Origin of the sequence: Sorangium sp. So ce693 (assembly GCF_051521375.1) — a bacterium.
GTDB lineage: Bacteria > Myxococcota_A > Polyangia > Polyangiales > Polyangiaceae > Sorangium > Sorangium atrum.
The window spans coordinates 4,630,636-4,650,192 of the sequence record NZ_CP150347.1 but is presented as its reverse complement, the minus strand read 5'-3'; the positions used below and the strand labels follow the sequence as shown (position 1 = coordinate 4,650,192).

General features: G+C 71.0%; 16 protein-coding genes. 8 read left to right on the top strand and 8 right to left on the bottom strand.

Translation table 11 applies throughout. The features are described from left to right. Window positions 1-162 precede the first annotated feature (162 nt). Window positions 163-1,692: an O-antigen ligase family protein gene (locus WMF14_RS17580; RefSeq protein ID WP_437802346.1), complete on the bottom strand. Its 1,530-nt coding sequence runs from the start codon at window positions 1,690-1,692 to the stop codon at window positions 163-165. A 260-nt stretch (window positions 1,693-1,952) separates the two neighbouring features. On the opposite strand from WMF14_RS17580, the gene WMF14_RS17575 reads away from it, so the two are divergent. Next, complete coding sequence (locus tag WMF14_RS17575) at window positions 1,953-2,564, top strand: polysaccharide biosynthesis/export family protein (RefSeq protein WP_437802344.1); 612 nt, start codon at window positions 1,953-1,955, stop codon at window positions 2,562-2,564. Between the two features lie 141 nt (window positions 2,565-2,705). Next, window positions 2,706-3,926 (top strand): hypothetical protein, encoded by a 1,221-nt coding sequence (locus tag WMF14_RS17570; protein WP_437802342.1) that lies wholly within the window; start codon window positions 2,706-2,708, stop codon window positions 3,924-3,926. A gap of 91 nt (window positions 3,927-4,017) precedes the next feature. Here WMF14_RS17570 and WMF14_RS17565 read toward each other — a convergent pair whose 3' ends face one another. Then, a complete protein-coding gene (locus WMF14_RS17565) occupies window positions 4,018-4,554 on the bottom strand; it encodes a VOC family protein (RefSeq protein ID WP_437802340.1) in 537 nt (178 codons plus the stop codon). 341 nt (window positions 4,555-4,895) lie between these two features. Between WMF14_RS17565 and WMF14_RS17560 the strand changes: the two genes are divergently transcribed. From WMF14_RS17560 to WMF14_RS17550, 3 genes are all read left to right on the top strand, one after another. After that, window positions 4,896-5,915 carry an AraC family transcriptional regulator gene (locus tag WMF14_RS17560; protein WP_437802338.1) on the top strand — a complete coding sequence of 340 codons (1,020 nt, stop codon included), beginning with the start codon at window positions 4,896-4,898 and terminating at the stop codon, window positions 5,913-5,915. A gap of 121 nt (window positions 5,916-6,036) precedes the next feature. Then, entirely contained in the window at window positions 6,037-6,432 is a 396-nt protein-coding gene (locus WMF14_RS17555) for a cupin domain-containing protein (protein ID WP_437802337.1), read from the top strand. Between the two features lie 303 nt (window positions 6,433-6,735). Next, complete coding sequence (locus WMF14_RS17550; protein WP_437802335.1) at window positions 6,736-7,515, top strand: hypothetical protein; 780 nt, start codon at window positions 6,736-6,738, stop codon at window positions 7,513-7,515. 42 nt (window positions 7,516-7,557) lie between these two features. Here the strand turns inward: WMF14_RS17550 and WMF14_RS17545 are convergent, their stop codons facing one another. From WMF14_RS17545 to WMF14_RS17535, 3 genes are all read right to left on the bottom strand, one after another. Continuing rightward, window positions 7,558-8,046: a hypothetical protein gene (locus WMF14_RS17545; RefSeq protein WP_272098295.1), complete on the bottom strand. Its 489-nt coding sequence runs from the start codon at window positions 8,044-8,046 to the stop codon at window positions 7,558-7,560. Between the two features lie 11 nt (window positions 8,047-8,057). Further along, a complete protein-coding gene (locus WMF14_RS17540) occupies window positions 8,058-9,737 on the bottom strand; it encodes a DUF2330 domain-containing protein (RefSeq protein ID WP_437804223.1) in 1,680 nt (559 codons plus the stop codon). A gap of 239 nt (window positions 9,738-9,976) precedes the next feature. Further along, complete coding sequence (locus WMF14_RS17535; protein WP_437802333.1) at window positions 9,977-12,010, bottom strand: G8 domain-containing protein; 2,034 nt, start codon at window positions 12,008-12,010, stop codon at window positions 9,977-9,979. A 125-nt stretch (window positions 12,011-12,135) separates the two neighbouring features. On the opposite strand from WMF14_RS17535, the gene WMF14_RS17530 reads away from it, so the two are divergent. Next, window positions 12,136-13,725 carry an IS1182 family transposase gene (locus tag WMF14_RS17530; protein ID WP_437801052.1) on the top strand — a complete coding sequence of 530 codons (1,590 nt, stop codon included), beginning with the start codon at window positions 12,136-12,138 and terminating at the stop codon, window positions 13,723-13,725. Between the two features lie 38 nt (window positions 13,726-13,763). Here the strand turns inward: WMF14_RS17530 and WMF14_RS17525 are convergent, their stop codons facing one another. Together WMF14_RS17525 and WMF14_RS17520 are read right to left on the bottom strand one after the other, a co-directional pair. Then, on the bottom strand, window positions 13,764-15,473 hold the full coding sequence (locus WMF14_RS17525; RefSeq protein WP_437802331.1) for a hypothetical protein: 1,710 nt from the start codon (window positions 15,471-15,473) through the stop codon (window positions 13,764-13,766). A gap of 115 nt (window positions 15,474-15,588) precedes the next feature. Next, a complete protein-coding gene (locus WMF14_RS17520) occupies window positions 15,589-16,116 on the bottom strand; it encodes a MerR family transcriptional regulator (protein ID WP_272098291.1) in 528 nt (175 codons plus the stop codon). Between the two features lie 179 nt (window positions 16,117-16,295). Between WMF14_RS17520 and WMF14_RS17515 the strand changes: the two genes are divergently transcribed. Next, window positions 16,296-17,372, top strand: coding sequence for an aldo/keto reductase (locus WMF14_RS17515; RefSeq protein ID WP_437802329.1), 1,077 nt, complete (start codon window positions 16,296-16,298; stop codon window positions 17,370-17,372). Window positions 17,373-17,600: 228 nt separating this feature from the next. Continuing rightward, a complete protein-coding gene (locus WMF14_RS17510) occupies window positions 17,601-18,836 on the top strand; it encodes a hypothetical protein (RefSeq protein ID WP_437802327.1) in 1,236 nt (411 codons plus the stop codon). Between the two features lie 189 nt (window positions 18,837-19,025). On the opposite strand, the gene WMF14_RS17505 is transcribed toward WMF14_RS17510, so the two are convergent. Next, window positions 19,026-19,475 (bottom strand): hypothetical protein, encoded by a 450-nt coding sequence (locus tag WMF14_RS17505; RefSeq protein ID WP_437802326.1) that lies wholly within the window; start codon window positions 19,473-19,475, stop codon window positions 19,026-19,028. Window positions 19,476-19,557 lie beyond the last annotated feature (82 nt).

Sequence of the window (19,557 nt, the reverse complement as noted above, 5' to 3'; positions counted from 1 at the left end):
AACAGCTCCTCCGCCGCCGCCGCGGTCGCCGCGCGCTGGAGCCAGCGTCCCAGGACGTCCACGTCCGTCTCGCCGAGGATCCGGCCCCTCGCCTCTCCGCCGTCCGACGGCCTGCTGCGAGGCCGCGCCGCCGCCGTCCCGCGGCGCCCGGCGCTCGCGCGCTCACCCGAGGAACCGGAGCACCATGTTGAGCAGCACGAGCACCACGACCATCCCGCCGCACACGAGCGCGACCTCCCTCCCCGACACGCGCACCACGACGCGGCTGTCCTCGGCCCGCGCGGCGCCGTAGAGCGCGGCGGAGGCGCCGAACACCATGTAGAGGATGTCCTTGTAGGCCCACGAGAGGAAGAAGATCCCGATCAGCGCGCCGCACAGGCTCACGAAGATCGCCGGCGCGAACCGCCTCGCCGTGGGGCCGGCATCGACGTCGCCCAGCCAGATCGACAGCGGTACCTTGAGCGACGCGTACAGGACGAGCGCGAACAGGCACATCCCGAGCAGACCCGTCTCGGCCGCGGCGAGGAGATAGGAGTTGTGGGCGGTCAAGCCGAGCGACGACTCGTCGCCGAACTGCCCTGCGCCGACGCCGATCCCCTTGGTCCGGCGGATCAGCTCGAACGCTTCCCGGAGCAGCTCGACGCGCTCGTCCGAGCTCTCGCTCGCCTCATCGCCGCTCCGGCCGCCGAGCAGGAGCATGGGCGGCCCGATGAAGCAGGCGGCGATGACGCCGAGCGTCCCGCTCCGCCGGATGAAGCTGAAGCCGAGGACCGCCAGGTACACGATGACGCCCGAGCGCGAGCGCGACAGGACGACCATCGCGCCGATCGCCGCGATGATCGCGGTCACGGGGAGCGCGCGGAGCGCCGCGGCCACGCGCGAGATCAGCCGATCCGTGATCAGGACGGGCAGCGTCAGCGCGCGGCGCGCCCCGCAGGGCGGCGCGTGCCCTAGCGCAGCGCCGCCGGGCGGCGCGCCGGCCGACGGGGGCGGGCCCCCACGGAGGGGCCTGCGCGGCCGGCGCGGGCCGGCGCGCCGCTCCGCGAGCGCGATCGCGAGCGGGATCGACATGCCGGCCATCAGCGAGAGCTCGTTGGGATCGGCGAGCGAGCCGCGGTAGCGGACGCGGCCGTCGATGGTCGACGTGCCGAGCGGCCCGGGGCGCTCGCACCGGTAGTTGCCGTCGGGCACGGGCGCCTCGATGCGGCAGTCGAGGTTGGTCTCGCAGGGGCGTCCATCCGGCTCGAGCTCGCCCTTGCCTTCCCAGTCATCGGGCGCGGCGATCATGCAGCCGTGCGGCTGGAACGCTTGCACGATCGCGACAACGGTCGTGAGGACGGCGCAGCCGACGAGCGTGATAGCGAGCGCGCGCAGCCCTCGCGGCGAGGCCGCGGCGACGGCGACGGCGACGAAGATGCCCGCGACGGTCGCGAGCTGCATGCCGCGCTCCTCGAGCGCGGCCGGGCGCTTCAGCGCGGTGGTCAGCGCCGCCCAGGCGAGGAACGCGAGCGCATAGACGACCTGAGGCGCGAGCGTCGGCTTGAGCCGCCGCCACACGACGTCGAGGGCGACGCAGAGAAGGGTGATCCCGAACGCCGCGTGCACGAGCGGAATCCCCGCGAGCGCGGGGATGAACTCCTGCGGCTTGATGATGACGAGCGCGCACAGCGCGCACACGACCCACGCTGCCATGGTGTGGCGCGCCGTCCGCGTGGCGCGCGCCGCGCACAGGCGGCCCGCGCCGCGCCGTCGTGGCGGCCGCGCGGAGGCGCCCTGCGCGGGCGCGATGAGGCGCGGCGCGCATTCCCCCCTTCCGCGCGACGGATCTAGCACCGCGGGTCCGAGCGGCACGCGGGAAGAGCGCCAGTGCGCGCGCGAGGAGCAGGCGCGGAGCGCGGCCGCGGGATCGGCGCTTGCTGGAGCGCCATCGCATCAAGGAGGCTGGAAACCGCATGTGCTCCCGCTGTGTCCGGATTGCCCTGCTCTGCTCTGCGCTCACGGTCCTCATGGCGCTCGCGGGCTGCGGCGCGCGCGCGCGCGCACCACGCGTCGACTTCGATGCGGAGCGCCGCGCGACGAGCGCCTATGCGGTCGGCCCCGGCGACGTGCTGGAGGTGCGCGCCTGGAAGAACGAGGCGCTGAGCCAGCGCGTCACGGTGCGACCCGACGGGTTCATCACGATCCCGCTCATCGGCGACGTCCTGGCGTCGGGGCGCACCGTCATGGGCATCGCCGAGGACATCGCGACGCAGGCCGCCAAATTCTATCATGAGAAGCCGGTCGTCAGCGTCGAGGTGGCGGAGCTCCACAGCTACCGGGTCTACGTGATGGGCGAGGTGTCGCGTCCTGGCGAGTTCACGCCGAGGGGGCAGATCACCGTGCTCCAGGCGCTCGCCCTCGCGGGCGGATTCACCCGCTTCGCCGACCCCGACGAGGTGGTGATCGTCCGGCGCGACGCGATCGGCGAGCGCAGGATTCCGTTCGTGTTCGATGAGGTCGTCGGGAAAGGCGATCTCCGCGGGGATCTGCCGCTGCAGACGAACGATACCGTGGTGGTGCCGTAGAAGGCCCGCATCGGGGCCACGTCGCTCCGTGAGCAGGCTTATCCGCATGCGGCTGCGGCACGCGCGTGGGTAGGGTAGCGCTCGCGTCGCAGAGGACCCGTTGCGCATCGCTGGGGTCCTCCCCTGCCCCGACGGACATCGTTGGATGATCGCCGCACCAAGTTCTGGCATCCTGGCAGGATGCGCCCCGGGGCAACACCGCCGCTCGCCGCCGTATTGACCCTCGCGTTGCCGCTGCTCGTCGCGGCGTGTGCCCCCGCGAGCCCCGGCCCCCCGGGCGCCGCCGGCAAGGCCGCGGCGCCGCCGAGCTCTCCGGTCCTCGCGACAGCCAGCGCGCCTTCAGGCCCGGGAGGCCCTGAGCCTGCCGGCGCGGCGTCCGCGGGGGGAGCGCAGGCCGATGGCGCGCAGGGCGCCGCGCCCTTCCCCGCCCGAACCGAGCCGGCCCCTGCCATCTCGGCGGACGAAGCCGAGGCCATCCTGTTCCCGGACGACGCCGCCGCCCACCGGGACGCCATCGACGCCTGCCGGCACGGGAACGCCGGGACCGCGGCCGCGCCCGGCCCGGGGCACGAGCGAATCCGCTGCCTGCTCGCGCTCCGCTACCAAGGCGACCCGCAGGCCTCGGCGAGCGCAACCGCGCTCTTCGACCAGAACGGCAGCGTCGCCGGGCTGGAGCGGGAGCACATGATGGACGGCGGTTACCGCGGCATGCTCCACCTCGTCCCGGAGCTGCCGGTGCGCGCCGAGCGCCGCCACCTCGAGTGGACGGTGTCGGCGATCGCCGACTTCGACGCCTTCATCGCGGATCTCGCGGCCGCGGCCAGCTCACCCGTGCGCTACCGACATCGCGCCCTCGCGCTCCGGTACTTCCGGTCCGTGCGGGCGCGGACGCCTTCCGCCTACGCCTCGGGCTGGACGGTCGCATACAACCTCTCCGGCTCGCTCCACCGCTCCGCGGACGACGTGCGGGAGACGCTCTTCCACGAGCTCTTCCACCTGAACGACGTCGCGCACGGCGGGTGGTCCCAGGCGGCGCTCTCGCCGATCTACGACGGCATCGTCGCGCGCTGCGGGACGAGGATCTCCTGCCTCACGCCGTACTCGCCGAACGAGACCATCGTGAAGGGCGGCACGTATTACTCGTTCCAGCCAGGGAACGGCGTCGTGGAATACGCCGCCGAGCTGGCGATCCGCTACTACCGCGAGCAGCGCGCGGCGCTCCGCGGCAAGCGGCTCTCGAAGGCGCCGTTCAAGTGCGGCCCGCCGGAGAACGCGCGGGCGTGGTCGCTGCTCTCGGGAGAGTTCTTCGGCGGCGCAGATCGGGTGGCGCCCTGCCGGGAAGGGGCGCCGGCAGCGCCCTGAGCCACATCGCAGCACGCGGTCTCGCCGTCCCACGCGCCGCACATGCCGTGACGATGGGACGCAATCACCGGCCTGGTCGCGCGCAGGCGCATCACCCCACCTGCGACCGGTGGACGACCGAGGGTCGCGGCAGCTCGAGCGGCGGCATGGGATCGAAGAGCGAGCGCTCCGCGTCGGCCACCTCCTCGGCCGAGAAGGCCCGGAGGGTCTGGCAGAACTCGACCATGATGCCGTTGGGATCGATCGTGCAGATCGAGCGGCAGAACTCGTTATCTCTCTCGGTCACCTCGAGGCCGTGCGAGAGCCATCGCGCGAGCATCCGACCGTAGAGCTCGCCCGTCGGGGCGCTGAAAGCCAGGTGGTTCATCCACACCGGCAGCCCGAGCCCTGTCGAGAGATCCGTCCTGAAGCGCCCCCGCACCGTCTCTTCGTGCACATCCCAGAATGCGAGCAGCGGACCATCGGGCTCGCTGGTCCGATACAGGGCGTGCCTCGCCCAGCCCCCATCGCGGCTGCCCTCGTAGGGCACCGCGATGACCTTCACGAGACGGAACCCCATGGCCCGGGTATAAAACCGGTGTGTGGCGACCAGATCGCTGGTCGCCAGCGCGATGTGATGCACCGCCATCGTCCCCCCTTTGCGTGCATGGCAAGGATGCCACGAGCCGGAGCGCTCGTTCAAGCTGGATTCCATGCAATCGGTCGAGCGATCGCGAACCGAGGCGCGGGCGGTGACCTCGGTTAGATCGGTTACGTCGGGTCTCCCGGTGTCCCCACCCCATCGAGCATGAAGGATTCCGGCGACAGGGAGTCCTTTGCCCAGGACGACGGCCCGGCGCGCCGTGCCCCGGACGCTCGACCAGCCCTGGACAGCGAGGCGGCGGGTGCCTCGGGGACCCGCAGCCGCCCGGGGGCTCGGCGGGATCGGCGCTGAGCCCCCGGGCGGCTGCGCTATCCTCGGCGCAGGCCATGTCCGACGGCGATCTCGTGTTCGCATCCATGCCTGCCGGGCTCATCGCCTTCGCCTCGTCGTGCGGAGTCCCGCAGGAGGATCTCCTCCAGGCGGCTGGCGTCGCGCCCGAGATCCTTACCGCGCCCGACGAGCTCGTGCCGTATGCATCGCTCTTCTCGCTCTGGGAGCTCCTTCTCCAGCGCCTGCCCGGCGAGCCTCTCGGGCTGCTTTATGCGCGCTGCATCCCGGTTTCGGTCGTCGGCATCGTGGGGCACGTCCTTCGCCACAGCGAGACCGTGCGGCAGGGCGTCGCCGTCTATGGCCGCTTCTGCCGGCTGATGGACCCGTACCTCCGCATCCTCCTCGAGGAGCACGGCGGGGTCGCGCGGCTCGCGCTCGAGCACGAGCCGCGCGTCGTCGCCATGGCCGAGCCGATCGAGATGATGGTCGCGACGCTCGCGCGCTTCATCGCGCTCTACCTCGGCGGCTCGGCGAGGCCGATCGAGGCGCTGTTCCGCCATCCTCGCCGGCACCCGCCGTCGCTCTACGAGGAGGCGATCGGGGCCCCCGCCCGCTTCGAGGCGGGCGCGACGGGCCTCGTCTACGATGCGCGCGTGCTCGACGCGCCCCTGGTCGGCGCGGACCCGTCGGTCCGCGATTACCTCGTTCGCCACGCCGAGCAGCTCCTCGCCGCGCGCGCGGCGCCCGCCAGCGCCGCGACGCTCGACGCGCGCGTGCGCGCCCGCATCGACGAGCGGCTCGATCGCGGCGACGTGGACCAGGAGGGGGTCGCGCGCTCGCTGGGCATGAGCACGCGCTCGCTCCAGCGCGCGCTCAAGGACATCGGCACGTCGTTCACGGCGCAGCTCGACGAGGCGCGGCGGGGGAAGGCGCTCGATCTCGTTCGCCGGCCTGACCTCGCGCTCCAGGAGATCGCGTTCCTGCTCGGCTATGGCGAGCCGCGCCATTTCTACCGCAGCTTCCGTCGCTGGACGGGAACGACGCCGGGAGAGTACCGGCGCGCCCGCGTCCGGTAGCTCCGCAGGTCAGAAATCCCGCCAGGATTGCTGACGCGCGGAGCCAGGGCGGCCGGAGTGCGCCGGGATGCTCGGAAAAAATCTACAATCACCTGCGCGCGCGACGGCCCATGGTGCGCGCATGACCCGACACGACCGCCACGCTTTTTATCTCTCCGACACCTACGTGCAGCTCCTCGACGGCGGCGCCGCGAAGCTGATCCCTGTGGACGCCGAGTTCTGGGCGAAGATCGGCGAGCGCGAGGAACTGCACGCCGGCCGCATGGTGGGCCTCTTTCATATGGACGAGAGCCCCGATCCCCGCGAGGTCCACCCCCATGGCGACGAGGTCCTGATCCTGCTCTCCGGCTCGGTCGACGTCGTGCTGGAAGACGAGGGCGGCGAGCGCGTGATCCAGCTGCGCGATCAGGGCACGTGCATCGTCCCTCGCGGCGTCTGGCACGGGCAGATCGTGCGCGCGCCGAGCGTGATGATCTTTATCACGCCCGGCGAGGGTACCCAGCACCGCGCGTGCTGATCCCACGCGATGACCGGCTGCGTGTGCCCGCAGCTGCCGCGGGGCGAAGGAGGCCCTTCGATGCGTGGGTAAGCGACTCGCTCGAGACGAGCCCTCCGCGTCAAAGACACCTTGGCGAGGGTAACCATCACGCGTTGGAGCGCGCTGGAGCACGCTGGCGCGAAGAAACGATTCTGCGTCGCGGCTTGACGTTGGAACCATGGCGCTCGCTTGACAATCCATGGCGGATTTGCTCCGCTCGTCGTGGGCGTTGCGCCCCTCCTTGGACGTGACTACGGCGTTCGCCGAGCTGAACGACTTCGCATGACCCACGATGCTCCGCCTGGAGCGGTGAGCGACCGCTTCGACATGTTCACGCGCGCAGAGCGCGCGGACCTCGGCGCCCTGATGGATGTCCTCGTCGCGCAGGCGTGGGCCGCGACGCCGTTCATCTACTCCAACGACGTCGAGGACGCCTATCTGGAGATCATCCGGGAAACCCCCGCGTTCACGTTCGGCCTCGTCGAGAGGGCGACGGGGCGCCTGGCCGCGGTCGGCAACGCGGCGCCGATCGCGGTGCGGAGCGACGATCTGGCGGCGCTGCCCGACAGCGGCTGGAAGTGGCAGGTCCTCCGTGCGAAGGCGGTCCGCGGCGGCGAGCCGCCAACCCACTTGGGCGCCTTCACCGCCTCGGTGTCGCCGCTGTTCCGCGGCCAGGGCGTGAGCGCGCTCGTGCTCGCCGCCTTCAAGGCCCTGGCGAGGCGCTCGGGCCTCGCCGGCGTGCTCGCCCCGGTGCGCCCCCCGTCCAAGGCATCCTGCCCAGGCATCGATATCGAGGAGTTCCTCGATCGCGCCCGCGAGGACGGCTTGCCCACCGACCCGTGGGTCCGAACGCATCTCCGCGTTGGGGGCCGGATCGCCGGGACTCCTCGTTGCGCCCTCGTGGTCGACCTGGAGCTCGATTTCTGGGAGGTCTGGCTCGGCAGGCCTATCTTGCCTTCCGAGCGCTCTTTCGAGATCCCCGGCGGCCTTGCCCCCGTGTACGTCCAGGGTCGGCGCGGGCGTTATGAGGAGCCAGCCATCTGGGTCGTTCACTCGCTCTGACATGGAGCTGCTGGACCAGGCTGGCGATGTGGATTTCGGGCCCTACGGCCGCCCAGCACAGGCCTCGTCGCTGTCCCATCGAGGGCGCACCAGCCGCTCGGCGGTCGCAACCGCGCCTCGCGCGTCGGTCACCACCCCCCTGATCCGGAGCGGTAGACCGATGGCACAAGCTGGCTCGCGAAGCACGGCCGGCCATCCGATGAACTCGCACCGGCCGTCCTCGAGCTCCGTGAGCACGATCCTCCCCCGGCTGGTCGTCGCCGAGGACGGATCGTCGATCACGGTCGTCGTGACCTCGAGCTGGACGCCCTCGGGTTCGACGCCGAGCGTCCGAAGGCTGGTCCACACGTGCCAGCCGCCCTGCGCGCCGTGGGCGAGCTCGACTTCCTGGCCGTCGGCCAGCGGCTCGAACTGCCACTCGCCGGTGCCGAGCTCGGCGACTCCCTGCGCCGGCGGCTCGTCCCCGCCGGCGCAGCCAGGAGCGAGCGCGAGGAGCACGGCGAGGCCGGCGGCGAAGGTCGAGCAGGCCACCGTGCGGACTCCTACGAGCGCCGGCGGCGGCGCACGGCCACCAGCAGGCCGAGCAGCGCGCCGCTGAGGCCGACGGCGCTGCCAGCATGGCCGCCGGCGTTGCAGCCTCCAGAGGCGGCCACGACGGCGGGGGGCGGCACATCGACGGGTCGACCACCCGGCAGCGAATCGGGCAGCTGCGGGACGCGCCGGTCGTAGAAGGACGCCGGGACGGGCTCGTCGGGAAGCACGCAGGTCGTCGCGCGGCTGCCGTCGGCGGCGATAGCGCCTACCGCCACATAGCCGGTCGAACAGCGGCAGGTCGGCGTCATGTTCATGGGCACGCACTCGCCGTTCGCGCCGCAATCGAACGTCGCACAAGGATCCGCGAGCGGCGGCGCGTCAGGTAGCGCCCGGTCACCGGGGTTGAGGAACGACATGCGGAGGTCCTGGCAGGTCACCGTCGGCCGGCCCGACGGATCGAACGTCGTGCGCGCGGTCGTCCCGGGCACGCACGCGCAGGCTGCGACGGGCTGGGCGCCGTCTGCGCCCTCGACGACGCGGCACAGGCCGCCTGCGCCGCACGCCGCGAAGTCGCACGGCGACGCGGCGCCGGCAGCCTCGGCGCCGGGAGCGCCCACGCACAGGTCGCGGTCATCGACGTAGCGCGGGAGCAGGTGGGTGTTCGACACCACGGGACCGTCGGTGCGCCGAAAGATCGGATCGACGGTCATCTCCTCGGGCGACAGGCGGGTATAGAGCCGGGTGATGGTCGTGTTGCCCTCCAGGAGCGGCAGCAGCGCGTCGCGGGCGGCCACCTGCTGCTCGTCCGAGCTCATCGTGTTGCGGACCTGGTCGGCGATGCCGATCGTCGGTCCGCTCATCTCCGTGACGAAGCCGCGACCGCCGGCCTCATCGACGCTGCGCGCGACGAGCGCCGTCCAGTTCGTCTGCACCGGCCACTGGTTCGCGCTCCAGACGATCTGGTTGTCGTCGATCTCGACGTCCGTCCAGTTGGCCGGCCCATAGCGCCGGTCGCCGAGGATCATCACGGTGATCCCCATCTCCGGCTCGGCCGCGATCGCCGTCAACCGGATCGGGATCGACGGCGACCCCGACGGAAGCGTGAAGCGGAACGGCTGGATGTCGGTGACCTCGGCGTCCGGCTTGAGCCGCAGCGCGAGGAACTTCATCCCCTCGCTCGTATAGATACCGATGTACGGCGCCATCGCGTCGTTGACGCGGAAGTTGTTTGTGCGAAGCCAGTCGATGAGCGCCGCAGGATCGGTCGACTCGACCACGGCCACGTCGTACGGCCCGACCTCTTCCCGGATGTGCACCGTGACGTCGCCGTCGTCGACGCCGCCTGAAGTGGACCCGCCCCCTGCGGTTGCCTCGGGGAAGGCAGGGTAGCAGTTCGGGTCGTTGGGCCACTGGAACTGCGGACCTGTCGCTGTATCAAGGGCGGTGAGCGCAAGCTGCGGGAACACAGCGAGGCTGTCCACCGCCGGCACCTCGGCCAGCGGGACCACCCAGGCGAAGTCCGGCGCCGCGCCCGCATACTGGATCTGCGTCACCATCGTGACCGAGCCATCCTGATTCGTCGCGAACAAGATCCGCTCCGCGGTCTGGTCCACCGGCTGTCGTCCGCAAAAGAATCCGCCGCACGCCTCAGCAGGTCGTGGCGCCGTCGTCAGCCCCGCCGCCGCCATCCCCATAACCACCCATAGCTTGCGCATGGTCTACCTCCTCCTCACCCGACCGATCGGGCGAACGCCCCCAGGCAAACACGGTACCATGCACAAGAAAAGGCGATTCCTGGGTACGACGCCGGGAGCGACCGATCCAGGGGGACGACCGTCGTCGACGCGGCGCTCCTTCTCCTAGGGTCAGAGGTCAAAACATCATCCGGCGCTCGACCCACACGCGGCTGTCGGCGCTTCTCGCCGCATCAACGTGGAACGAGCCACGCGTCGAACGGCGCAAAGTAGGCGCCCCCCTCGACCTCGTTGTCGGCGCGGTAGAGATCGAAGTCGGCCGGCAGGTCCGGGAAGTCGGGGCTGGAGAAGCCGCGCACCTCCCAGGTCGAGTAGCGGTTGAACGTCTGCCCGAAATCGAACGGCAGCACGCCCGGCGGGAATACCGGATCGACGAAGCGCAGCCACACGCGCAGGCAGTCGGGATCGGCGGGGTCCTCCTCGTCGCCGCCGTCGCACGCCTCGTGGAGCTGCGTCACCGCGACCGGACGATCGCCCGTGAACGTCACGTGATCGAAGATCGCCGGCTTCTCCTGGATGAACACGTAAGCCAGGATCTTGATGTCGTCGACGGTGCCCCCCTGCAAGCGGGCCGTGTCGTCGAGCGGGATGGCCTTGACGCCGATTGACGCCAGCCCGTTGTCCACCGCCACGACGTCGGAGAACAGCAGCGGATTCACGTAGGCACCCCAGAGGACGCCGTAGTGGCCGTTCGACCAGAACGCGTTGTCGCGGTACGCCGGCTGCGCGACCTCGATGTTGTGCCAGATCATCGCGCCGTGCCCGCGGACGTGATGGGCGACGTTGCCGTCGAAGACGAAGTCCGCCGGCCGCCCCGAGCCCCCCTCCTGCCAGCCGAAGCCGGAGACGTCCTCGCCTGTGCCGTCGTAGCCCACGCCGACGGCGACCGAGTCGCGCGCGCCCGAGCCCTCGCCGCCCGACACGGCGATGCCGGTCATGCGGTGGTCCACGCGGATGCAGCCGTCGACGCGCTCGGGGATGCCGACGCGCGCGGCCAGCACGTGGTCGAGGAGCACGCCGGCCGGCGCCTTCTCGCGATCGTCACAGAACGTGCCGCACGCGCCGTTGTCGTAGAACAGGCCGAAGCCCACCCCCTGGGTGTCGTAGCCGGCGACGTCGCTGATCTCGATGTCGTTCGACTGCTCGACCATGATGAAGTGGAGCTCGCCGCCCCAGATCGCCGCGTGACGCACGAACGAGCCCGCCGAGGCGTCCTTCTGCTGGTGGAACCAGAGCGGCGCGCGGCGGGCGGGGAGCGCGGTCCCCTCGGCGCCGCCGCTGCACGGGATCAGCGGGCCGAGCCAGCGGAGCTCCACGCTGTCGAGCTGCGCGTGCCCCTGCTCGGCGACCAGGATGTGCGCGTGTGCGGTGTCGTCGGCCGAGCGGATGACCACGTTGCGCGACAGGTTCGCGGCCTCGGCGCGGCGCAGGCAGTCCGCGCAGCCGTCGTGGGTGAACGCCGGCGCCTTGGCCAGCGTCACCTCCTTGCCGTCGACAGCGGCGATGGTCCCCTCATCGAACTGGTCGACCGCCACGTCGCCGCCGGCGAGCGGGGCCGACGGGGTGAGGACGACGCGATCGCCGGCCTTCCACCCCGACGCGTCGTCGATGGTGAACACCGCGTCGCCGTCCCCCGCGCCCTCGACGAGCTTCCCCCACGCGCGCTTGGGCGCGCCGGCCGCGAGCAGGCGCCCGGCGCCCATGACCCACACCCCGACGTCGCCGCCGACGACGGAGATGGGCGTGTCGACCGACTGCGGGCCGTCCCCTCCCTCCACCGCGCTGGGCGTGCCGGCGTAGTCCTCGTCGTGCATGCCGGTGAAGACGATCTCGGCGGTCACGCCGTCGGGAACGCGGTCGTCGGGCGTGCCGTAATCGACGGTCCCCTCCACGACCAGGTTGCCGTGCAGGGTCAGCGTGGCCGACGCCTCGCGCGACGCGCGCAGCGTGCCGCCGGCCTCGACCAGGACCGTGTGCGCCTCGGCGGGGCAGTCGACGACGACGATCTTCCCTGACGGGATCACCACGTCGGTGTCCGCGCCGGGGAGCGCGCCGCCCCAGGTCGTCGCGTCGCAGAAGGAGCAGGACTCGCCGTCGGGGCAGTCGGCGGTCGGGCCGTCGGGGCCGTCGGGGCCGTTCCCAGAGCTGCCGCAGGCCGCGAGCGTGGCGGCGGCCACGAGTGAGAGCGCGAGACGTGTTCGAACCATCGTTCCTCCAGCAGTCGCCGCCTAGAGGACCGATCAGGTTGATTTTGTGATAATTCTGGTCGCTTCGATGGAAGGCTCGACGGTCTCGTCGGGCCATGATCTCGTCCGCGTCCGGAGGTGCACGGATGGAACGATGGTCGCCGCCCGTGGAGCTGTCGCGGCAAGAGCAGGCGCTGATGAAGCGGCTGACGCGCGTGAGAGCACTGTTCGGCTTTCTCAGGCAGCACCGGCACGAGCTGTTCGATGAGACGTTCCAGGAGCAGCTGGAGGGCATGTACCGGACGACGGGGGCAGGCGAGCCGCCGCATCCACCGGCGCTGATGTGCATGGTCACGCTGCTCCAAGGCTACGTCGGCGCATCGGATGCCGAGGCGGTGGAGTTGTCCGTCGTCGACCTGCGCTGGCAGATGGTGCTCGGGTGCCTGGGTGCGGCGACGCCCCCGTTCTCGCAGGGCGCCCTGCAGGCGTTCCGAGAGAGGATGGTCGCGCACGAGATGGACCGGATGCTGCTGGAGAGGACCGTGGCGCTTGTTCGGTCCGGCGCGATGACGGAGGGCGAGAGGCGTGCGGTGTCCAAGGCGCTGCGCGTGGCGATCGATAGCCGCCCTTTAGCGGGGGCCGGGCGGGTTGAGGACACGATCAACCTGCTCGGCCATGCTGCACGCAACATAGTCCGCGTCGTGTCGAAGATCACGGAGCGTCCGCCCGAGGAGATCTGCCGCAAGGCGGGTATCCCGCTGCTTCTGGCTCCCAGCATCAAGGCCGGGCTCGACCTCGACTGGAGCGACCCGAAACAGAAGGCGGCAGCGATTCAGATCCTGGAGCGGCAGGTCTCGTCGCTGCAGCAGTGGGTCGACCGCCACCTGGACGACGTCGTCGAGCAGCCGCTTCGCACCTATCTGGAGGCGGTCACACAGGTTCGAGACCAGGACCTGGAAACAGCCGAGGATGGGACCGTTCGCATCCGGCAAGGCGTTGCACCTGACCGCCGTGTCTCCATTGAAGACGCCGAGATGCGCCACGGTCGCAAGAGCCGCTCGAAGCGCTTCGACGGCTACAAGGAGCACATCGCACGCGACCTTGACCTTCCCGTTATTGTCGCCTGCGCGGTCACGCCAGCGAATCGGCCCGAAGAAGAGGGTGCCGCGCCGATCGCCGAGGACGTCCAGCATCAGCGGCTGCGCCTCGTCGAGCTGCACATCGATCGCGCCTACGTCCACAGTCCCGTCGTTGACGACGTGATCCGCGCTGGCGGCCAGGTGTTCTCGAAGCCTTGGGGCCAGCGGGCTCGCAGCCCCGATCTATTCAGCAAGCGCGACTTCAAGATCAACCTGCGCGCCAAGACAATCACGTGTCCAGCGGGACAGATCGAGGTGTTCGAACCGGGCGATACTGTCGAGTTTGACCCTGAGGAGTGTGGCGCGTGCCCCCTCCGAGCCAAGTGCACGCAAGCTGCCTCGGGGCGAGGGCGGACCGTGTCCATCGCCGAGGATGAAGCTCTGCAGGGCAAGTTCCGGAAGTTGCAGCAGACCGGGCCAGGACGCGCCGTGCTCCGGCAGCGGACAGCTGTGGAGCATGCGCTCGCCCATATCGCGGCGCGGAAAGGACACTGCGCGCGCTACATCGGCGCCAGGAGAAATCTGTTCGACCTCCGGCGCACCGCAGCCATCCAGAATCTTGAGGCGGCCCAGCGGCTGATCCGGGAGGCTGCATAACATGTCGAAATTAGACGATTTTCAACATGTTCGGCGTTCTAGGGACACGCCGCCAGGTCGGCGGCGACCTCGGGCGGCGCGAGCGCGCGCAGCTCCGCGCGCTCGTCGAGGGCGAGCCCCTCACACCCATCCCGCCAGGCGTTGCCAAGGACCACGTGATGGTCTGACGTGAGCGTCCCGCCGCCGGCCAGGAACGCCGCCTCGCGCGCGAAGAAGCGGCGCAGCAGCGCGGCGCGGATCGGGCCGGGGGCGCGCCGCAGCGGCACGCCGAGCAGGCGCACCGGCCCGCGATCGGTGCCGAAGTCGTCGGCGAGCGCGCCCTGCGACTCCTCCAGGCTGCCGACGAGGTGGAGATAGGTGATCGTCCACGGGCCGGCGCCGGCGCCGTCGGCGGCGGTGAGGACGTCCTTCCAGTTCAGCGGTCGATCGCCCGACGTGTGGCCCCGGCCGGGGTTGACCGCGGCCTGGGCCACCCACCAGGAAAAGGTCTGCGCCATCGCGTCCGGCACGGCGTCGGCGAACGCCGCCTCGAAGAACGCGAAGCCGACCTCGTAGGGGAAGGCGGGCCCGCCGTCGGGGAAGCCGCGGTCCGCGCCGTCGAAGCCGCCGTGGCGCCGCTGCCAGTCCCACAGCTTGATCGCGGCGTAACGCAGGAGCTCCACGCGCCCGGCGTGATCGCCCGTCGTGATGAGGATCTCCTTGCCGATCTGCACCGCGGCGGTCTCGAAGGCGCGCGCCGCCTCGAGCGTGCCGTCGCGCTCGAGCGCGGCCTGCGCCTCGGCGAGCCGGCCGTCGTCGCGCGTGAACCAGGTCTCGTCGATCCTGCGCGGCAGCCAGCGCATCCACGACGGCGTCTCGACCGGGAGCGCGATGGCCGAGGTGTCGAGCGACGCGGCCAGGTCCCAGGCCGGGTCCTCGGGGAAGCCGCCGGGGAACAGCGCGGCGCCGAGCGCCTCGTCGGAGTCGAGCACGGCCTGGTGCCCGGCGCCGGCCGCGCCCGCGTGCTGCGGGCCGGGCTGGAACGGTGCGTCGATCACGCGTCCGACGGGGGGGACGGCCAGGGAGCGCACGTAGCTCGCCACGTCGGCGGCCTCGGCGGGGGTGAACAGGTGGTGCTGGGCGCGCGCGATCACGCTGTGGTTGGAGAACGCGAAGTAGGCCAGGTCGGCGCCATCGTCGGCGTGGCAGCGCGCGCACACCGGCCCGCCGTCACGGCTCTCCTCGGTGAAGAAGCGCCGCCCGCGCTCGATGGCGCCGGCGTCGGCCGACGGCGCGGTCCAGGCGGCGGGGTCGTCGGCGAGGAGGTCGGCCGTCCCCCGCCGCCCCCCGGCCACCACGGCCACGTCGATCACGCGGAACCCGGATACGTCGCGGACCTGACGGTCGTAGCGGAACACCACGCGGTTGGCGCCCGCGCGCAGCGTGCCCTCGGGGAGCGGGAGCGTGGCGGTCGCGTGGCCGCCCGACGGCCTGCGCAGCCCCGGCGCGGCGAGGTCGATCGGCGCCGCGTCGTTCACCACCACGTAGGCCGCGTCGGCCTCGACGACGTTGTGCACCGTGAGCGCGAGCCCGGCGCCCGGCGCGGAGGCGACGTCGCCGGGGACGTCGATCGTGACCGCGACGGCGGCCCCCGGCGCGCCGAGGACCTCGATCGGGAGCGAGGTCGCGGTCGCGATCGCATCCTCGTCTCCATGCGGCGCGCACCCCGTCAAGACCACGGCGAGCGCAAGCTGGGCGAGCCGTCGCACGGCCGCAGCATATCAGTGGCCGTCGAGGGTTTGGTCAGCCTCAACGCCGAGGAACAATACACCCACACCCTCCCCGGGGATCGCACGCGCGCACAAGGACTGGCACGATCGGCGATCAGGCGCTCGGCACGAAGGCCGCCGGCTGACGGCCGGGCGCGGGCGCGTCACGGCCGCTCTTCTCGGCGAGCTGACGCTCCAGCTCCTCGTACATTCGCACCTTCTTCTCGATGCCGGCGAGGTGGGCCTGCTGCTCGGCGAGCTTCCTGGCCACCTCGTCGCGGTGCGCTTCGAGCAGGGCGCGACGCTCCGAGATGGTCGCGTCGCCCCGGCGCGCGAGCGTCGCGTAGGCGAGCATCCGCTGGATGGGCATGCCCGTCTCGTGCAGCCGGCGGAGGAAGACGACCCAGCGCACGTCGTCGGGACCGTAGCGGCGGTGGCCGCTGCGCGCCCGCGCGATCGGCTGGATGAGGCCGATCCGCTCGTAGTAGCGCAGCGTGTGCGTGCTCGTGCTCGTGGCGGCAGCGACCTCGGCGATGGTCAGCCTGTCAGCCGCTCCCGAGGGCGCCTCGGCGCGCTCCGCGGGAGGGGGGCGGACGTCGATGGCGGAGAGCGGAGGGCGATCAGCTGCTCGGCGGGGCTGCACTGGACCTCTCCTTGCCGCGCGGGGGAGGGCCGGCGGCGTTTCGGCACCCGTCACGGTAAAAGCTCGAGCGCGCTCGAAGTCAAGGGCGCACCCGGCCCCGTTTTGTTTCGCCGTCCGCTCCTTGACTTCGAGCGCGCTCGAAGACTTACCCCTCCGGGACACACAAGGGAGAAGGCACGATGCGATACAAGCTCCTTGGGAAGACAGGCCTCTACGTGTCCGAGCTCTGCCTCGGCACCATGACGTTCGGCGGGAAGGGCTTCTGGCAGGTGATCGGCGCGCTCGGCACCAGCGAGGTCGAGGCGGTCGTGGGCACGTCGCTCGACAGCGGCGTCAACTTCATCGACACGGCGGACGTCTACGCCGAAGGCGAGTCGGAGCGGCTCGTCGGCGGGGCGCTCAAGGCGCTGGGACGCCCGCGCGAGCAGGTCGTCGTGGCCACCAAGGTGCGCGGACGCGTGGGCCCGGGCGTGAACCAGATCGGCCTCTCGCGGGCGCACATCCTCGCGAGCATCGACGCGAGCCTCCAGAGGCTCGGGCTCGATCACGTCGATCTCTACCAGATCCACGGCGTCGACCCCGTGACGCCCATCGAGGAGACGGTGCGCGCCCTCGACGACGTGGTGCGCTCGGGCAAGGCCCGTTACGTCGGCTTCAGCAACCTGCCCGCGTGGCTGGCCATGAAGGCGATCGGCTTCGCGCAGGCGAACGGCCTCGCGCGGTTCGAGAGCGCCCAGGTCTACTACTCGCTCGCGGGGCGCGACATCGAGCGCGAGATCGTGCCCCTGGCGCAGTCGGAGGGCATCGCGATCCTCCCCTGGAGCCCGCTCGCGGGCGGCATGCTGTCGGGCAAGTTCGATCCGGAGAAGCCGGGCGGCCCTGACGGCGCGCGGCGCACGAGCTTCGACTTCCCGCCCGTCGACCGCGCCCGCCTGCCGCGCGTGCTCGGCGCGCTGCGCGAGGTCGCGGGCGCTACAGGCCTGTCGGTCGCGCGCGTCGCGCTCGCGTGGCAGTTGACTCGCCCCTTCGTCACCAGCGTCATCATCGGCGCAAAGACGCGGGAGCAGCTCGCCGACAACCTCGCCGCCGCGGAGGTCACGCTCTCTCCCGAGCATGTCAAGCAGCTCGACGAGGCGAGCGCGCTGCCGCCCGAATACCCCGGCTGGATGCTGGAGTGGCAGAACCGCGACGTGCGCGGCGTCCCCGGCGGGCAAACGGTCGCGGATCGCGCCCGCCAGCACCAGACGAACAAGTAGCGGGCCTCATCCCCGAGGGCTTTGCGGGTCAGTCGCGGATCCGGCGTCACCATTCCGGGAGAGAGCGGTTCGCTCGGGCTGAGCAACTGGGTTGGCGCCGCGCTCCGCCGTGTTGGCAGGGAGCGCGCTCAGCCCACTTCGAACACCGCAGGAATGGCGCTCTTCTCGGCCTCGAGAGCAGCGCCCTCACCGGTACGCGTGTTGCCAACACCGCCCGTGATGTGGCAAATGAGGTCTCTCCATCTCCCATGGCTGACGCTCGCCGCCGTGGCGTGCGGCACGGATCCGGTGGCGGTGGACCCCCGGACAACCTCGCAGCTGGTCCTCGACGGAAAGCTCAGCGAGGAAGGGCCGCAGGTCATCGTGCTTGTCGTCGATGACGCGGACACGGCCGAAGCCGCGCAGCTCCGCGAGCGCGTCGCCGAGAGCGTGCGCGCGAGCCTCCTCGCGGTGCTGGGATCGCGGTGGGAATGGGGATCCTGCGGCAGCGCGGATCCGGCCCAGTGGCACCCCGGCGAACTCCGGGTGGTCGTCGCGCGGCCGAGCGCGCCCGACGCTGCGGCGCTCCTCACCTCGAGGGAAATCCCCGCGCTCGCGTGGACCACGCAGACCTCGAACGAGGGAGAGGTCGAGGCAGTGATGGCAGGCGTGACAGAGGCGCTGGGGCAACGCCTGGCCGAGCCCGGGGAGGAGTACCGCCCGCTACGGACGGCCAGGCGCGCGCTGGAGCTCGTCACGGGCGCGCGCGCGCCGGTGGGGGAAGCGGAGGTAGCCCTCGTCAGGTCACTGCCCCAGGACAGGATCGCGAGGCTGCTCGTCGCGAGCACGCGGGACGACGAAGGGCCCGGGCTCATCGCCGACGAGGTACCCAGCCCGACAGCGCTGTCGATGACCCTGGACACGGAGGTGGTCGGGCCTTTCACCACGCCCGATTGGACCTGTCGCACCGTCGACCGAGGCAGCACGCGACTGGAGGCGTGGAGCGAGCTCGTGCGCGCGGAGCCGATCACCTCGCGCTGCGACGATCAGGACACGTGGGACATGCTCCTTCACCCGGGGTGGGCCGATTGCGGCTTCATCTGCCAGGCCCACCCGCTCGCCGTGGACGCCGGAGGTGTGGTCGCTTGCAACGTCATGATCGATCAGGCCGATCTCGAGCGCTGCGATGCCGCGCGAGGCCAGCGCGATCCAGGCGGGCAGCCCACGTTCGTCGAGCGCGGCGGCGCGGAGCTGCGCCGCTGCGAGGTCGTGCAGCTCGCCGGCGCCGACCTGGAGAGCTGCCGGCATTCGCTCGATTGTCCGGGATGCCCGAGCGGCTTCTGCGCGACCGAGGTGCCGGAGCTCGTATCGCAGTGGAGCTGCGAGCGTTCGGATCACCCATGGCCGCTCCGGTTCATTGGCGGCGCGATCGAAGGCCGTCGAGGGTGGATCAACATTACATGCAGTACCGAAGCAGGAGAATGAGAGACGGCATCGCGCGGTGCGCCGTGCCCGGTCGTCCATACCTCGCTCCGAACCTGACAATTCCCCTCATTTTGTTGACATTTTGAGCAAAAAAAAATCAAACAGGGAGTCGGGGAGGCAGGGAGATTGGTGGGATTTCACTCCCCGGCTCCCTGTGAATTACCCCGAAGAGGAACCAGCAGGGTCGGTTCAGTCGAGGATGGTCCAGGTGGCCTTGGCGGTGCATCCGTAGGCGTCGAGCGCGCCGGGGTGCGAGAGCGGGACGAGCTTGGTCTGACCCTTGGCGAGCGGCCCGGTGACCGAGCGGGTGAAGGGCCCAGGATCGCCGTAGTAGTGCGTGACCGTGAAGGTGATCTTCGCCGAGTCCGGAACGGCGAAGAGCGAGGTGTTCTTGATCGCGGCGTTCGGGTTGAAGATGCTCGGAAAGGTGATCGAGCACGAGAGGTTCACCGTCTTGGTGACCGTGCCGCCGCCGTCGTCACCCCCGGGGCCGATGATCGCCTCGGCGCCCTCCCCCACGACCTCGGCGGCGTCGCCCGCGCCCTCATCGGCGCTGTCGCCGTCGAGCGGCTCGGCGATGCAGCCGACGAGCGAGAAGGACGAGATGAGCGAGCAGAGGAGCAGGTTCTTGAGCTTCATGGTGGTGTATCCTTGGGTCGGGGGTTCACGCTCACGAGATCGCGTCTCGGTGGCCTCTGGCGATACCGAGTCGCCTGCGAGG

Bases quoted from the DNA above. Each gene is read 5' to 3' on its own strand.
- WMF14_RS17580 (WP_437802346.1), bottom strand. From the start codon at position 1,692: ATGGCAGCGTGGGTCGTGTGCGCGCTGTGCGCGCTCGTCATCATCAAG.
- WMF14_RS17565 (WP_437802340.1), bottom strand. From the start codon at position 4,554: ATGGCGGTGCATCACATCGCGCTGGCGACCAGCGATCTGGTCGCCACA.
- WMF14_RS17515 (WP_437802329.1), top strand. From the start codon at position 16,296: ATGCGATACAAGCTCCTTGGGAAGACAGGCCTCTACGTGTCCGAGCTC.
- WMF14_RS17535 (WP_437802333.1), bottom strand. From the start codon at position 12,010: ATGGTTCGAACACGTCTCGCGCTCTCACTCGTGGCCGCCGCCACGCTC.
- WMF14_RS17510 (WP_437802327.1), top strand. From the start codon at position 17,601: ATGAGGTCTCTCCATCTCCCATGGCTGACGCTCGCCGCCGTGGCGTGC.
- WMF14_RS17530 (WP_437801052.1), top strand. From the start codon at position 12,136: ATGGAACGATGGTCGCCGCCCGTGGAGCTGTCGCGGCAAGAGCAGGCG.
- WMF14_RS17540 (WP_437804223.1), bottom strand. From the start codon at position 9,737: ATGGCGGCGGCGGGGCTGACGACGGCGCCACGACCTGCTGAGGCGTGC.
- WMF14_RS17555 (WP_437802337.1), top strand. From the start codon at position 6,037: ATGACCCGACACGACCGCCACGCTTTTTATCTCTCCGACACCTACGTG.
- WMF14_RS17560 (WP_437802338.1), top strand. From the start codon at position 4,896: ATGTCCGACGGCGATCTCGTGTTCGCATCCATGCCTGCCGGGCTCATC.
- WMF14_RS17575 (WP_437802344.1), top strand. From the start codon at position 1,953: ATGTGCTCCCGCTGTGTCCGGATTGCCCTGCTCTGCTCTGCGCTCACG.
- WMF14_RS17550 (WP_437802335.1), top strand. From the start codon at position 6,736: ATGACCCACGATGCTCCGCCTGGAGCGGTGAGCGACCGCTTCGACATG.
- WMF14_RS17505 (WP_437802326.1), bottom strand. From the start codon at position 19,475: ATGAAGCTCAAGAACCTGCTCCTCTGCTCGCTCATCTCGTCCTTCTCG.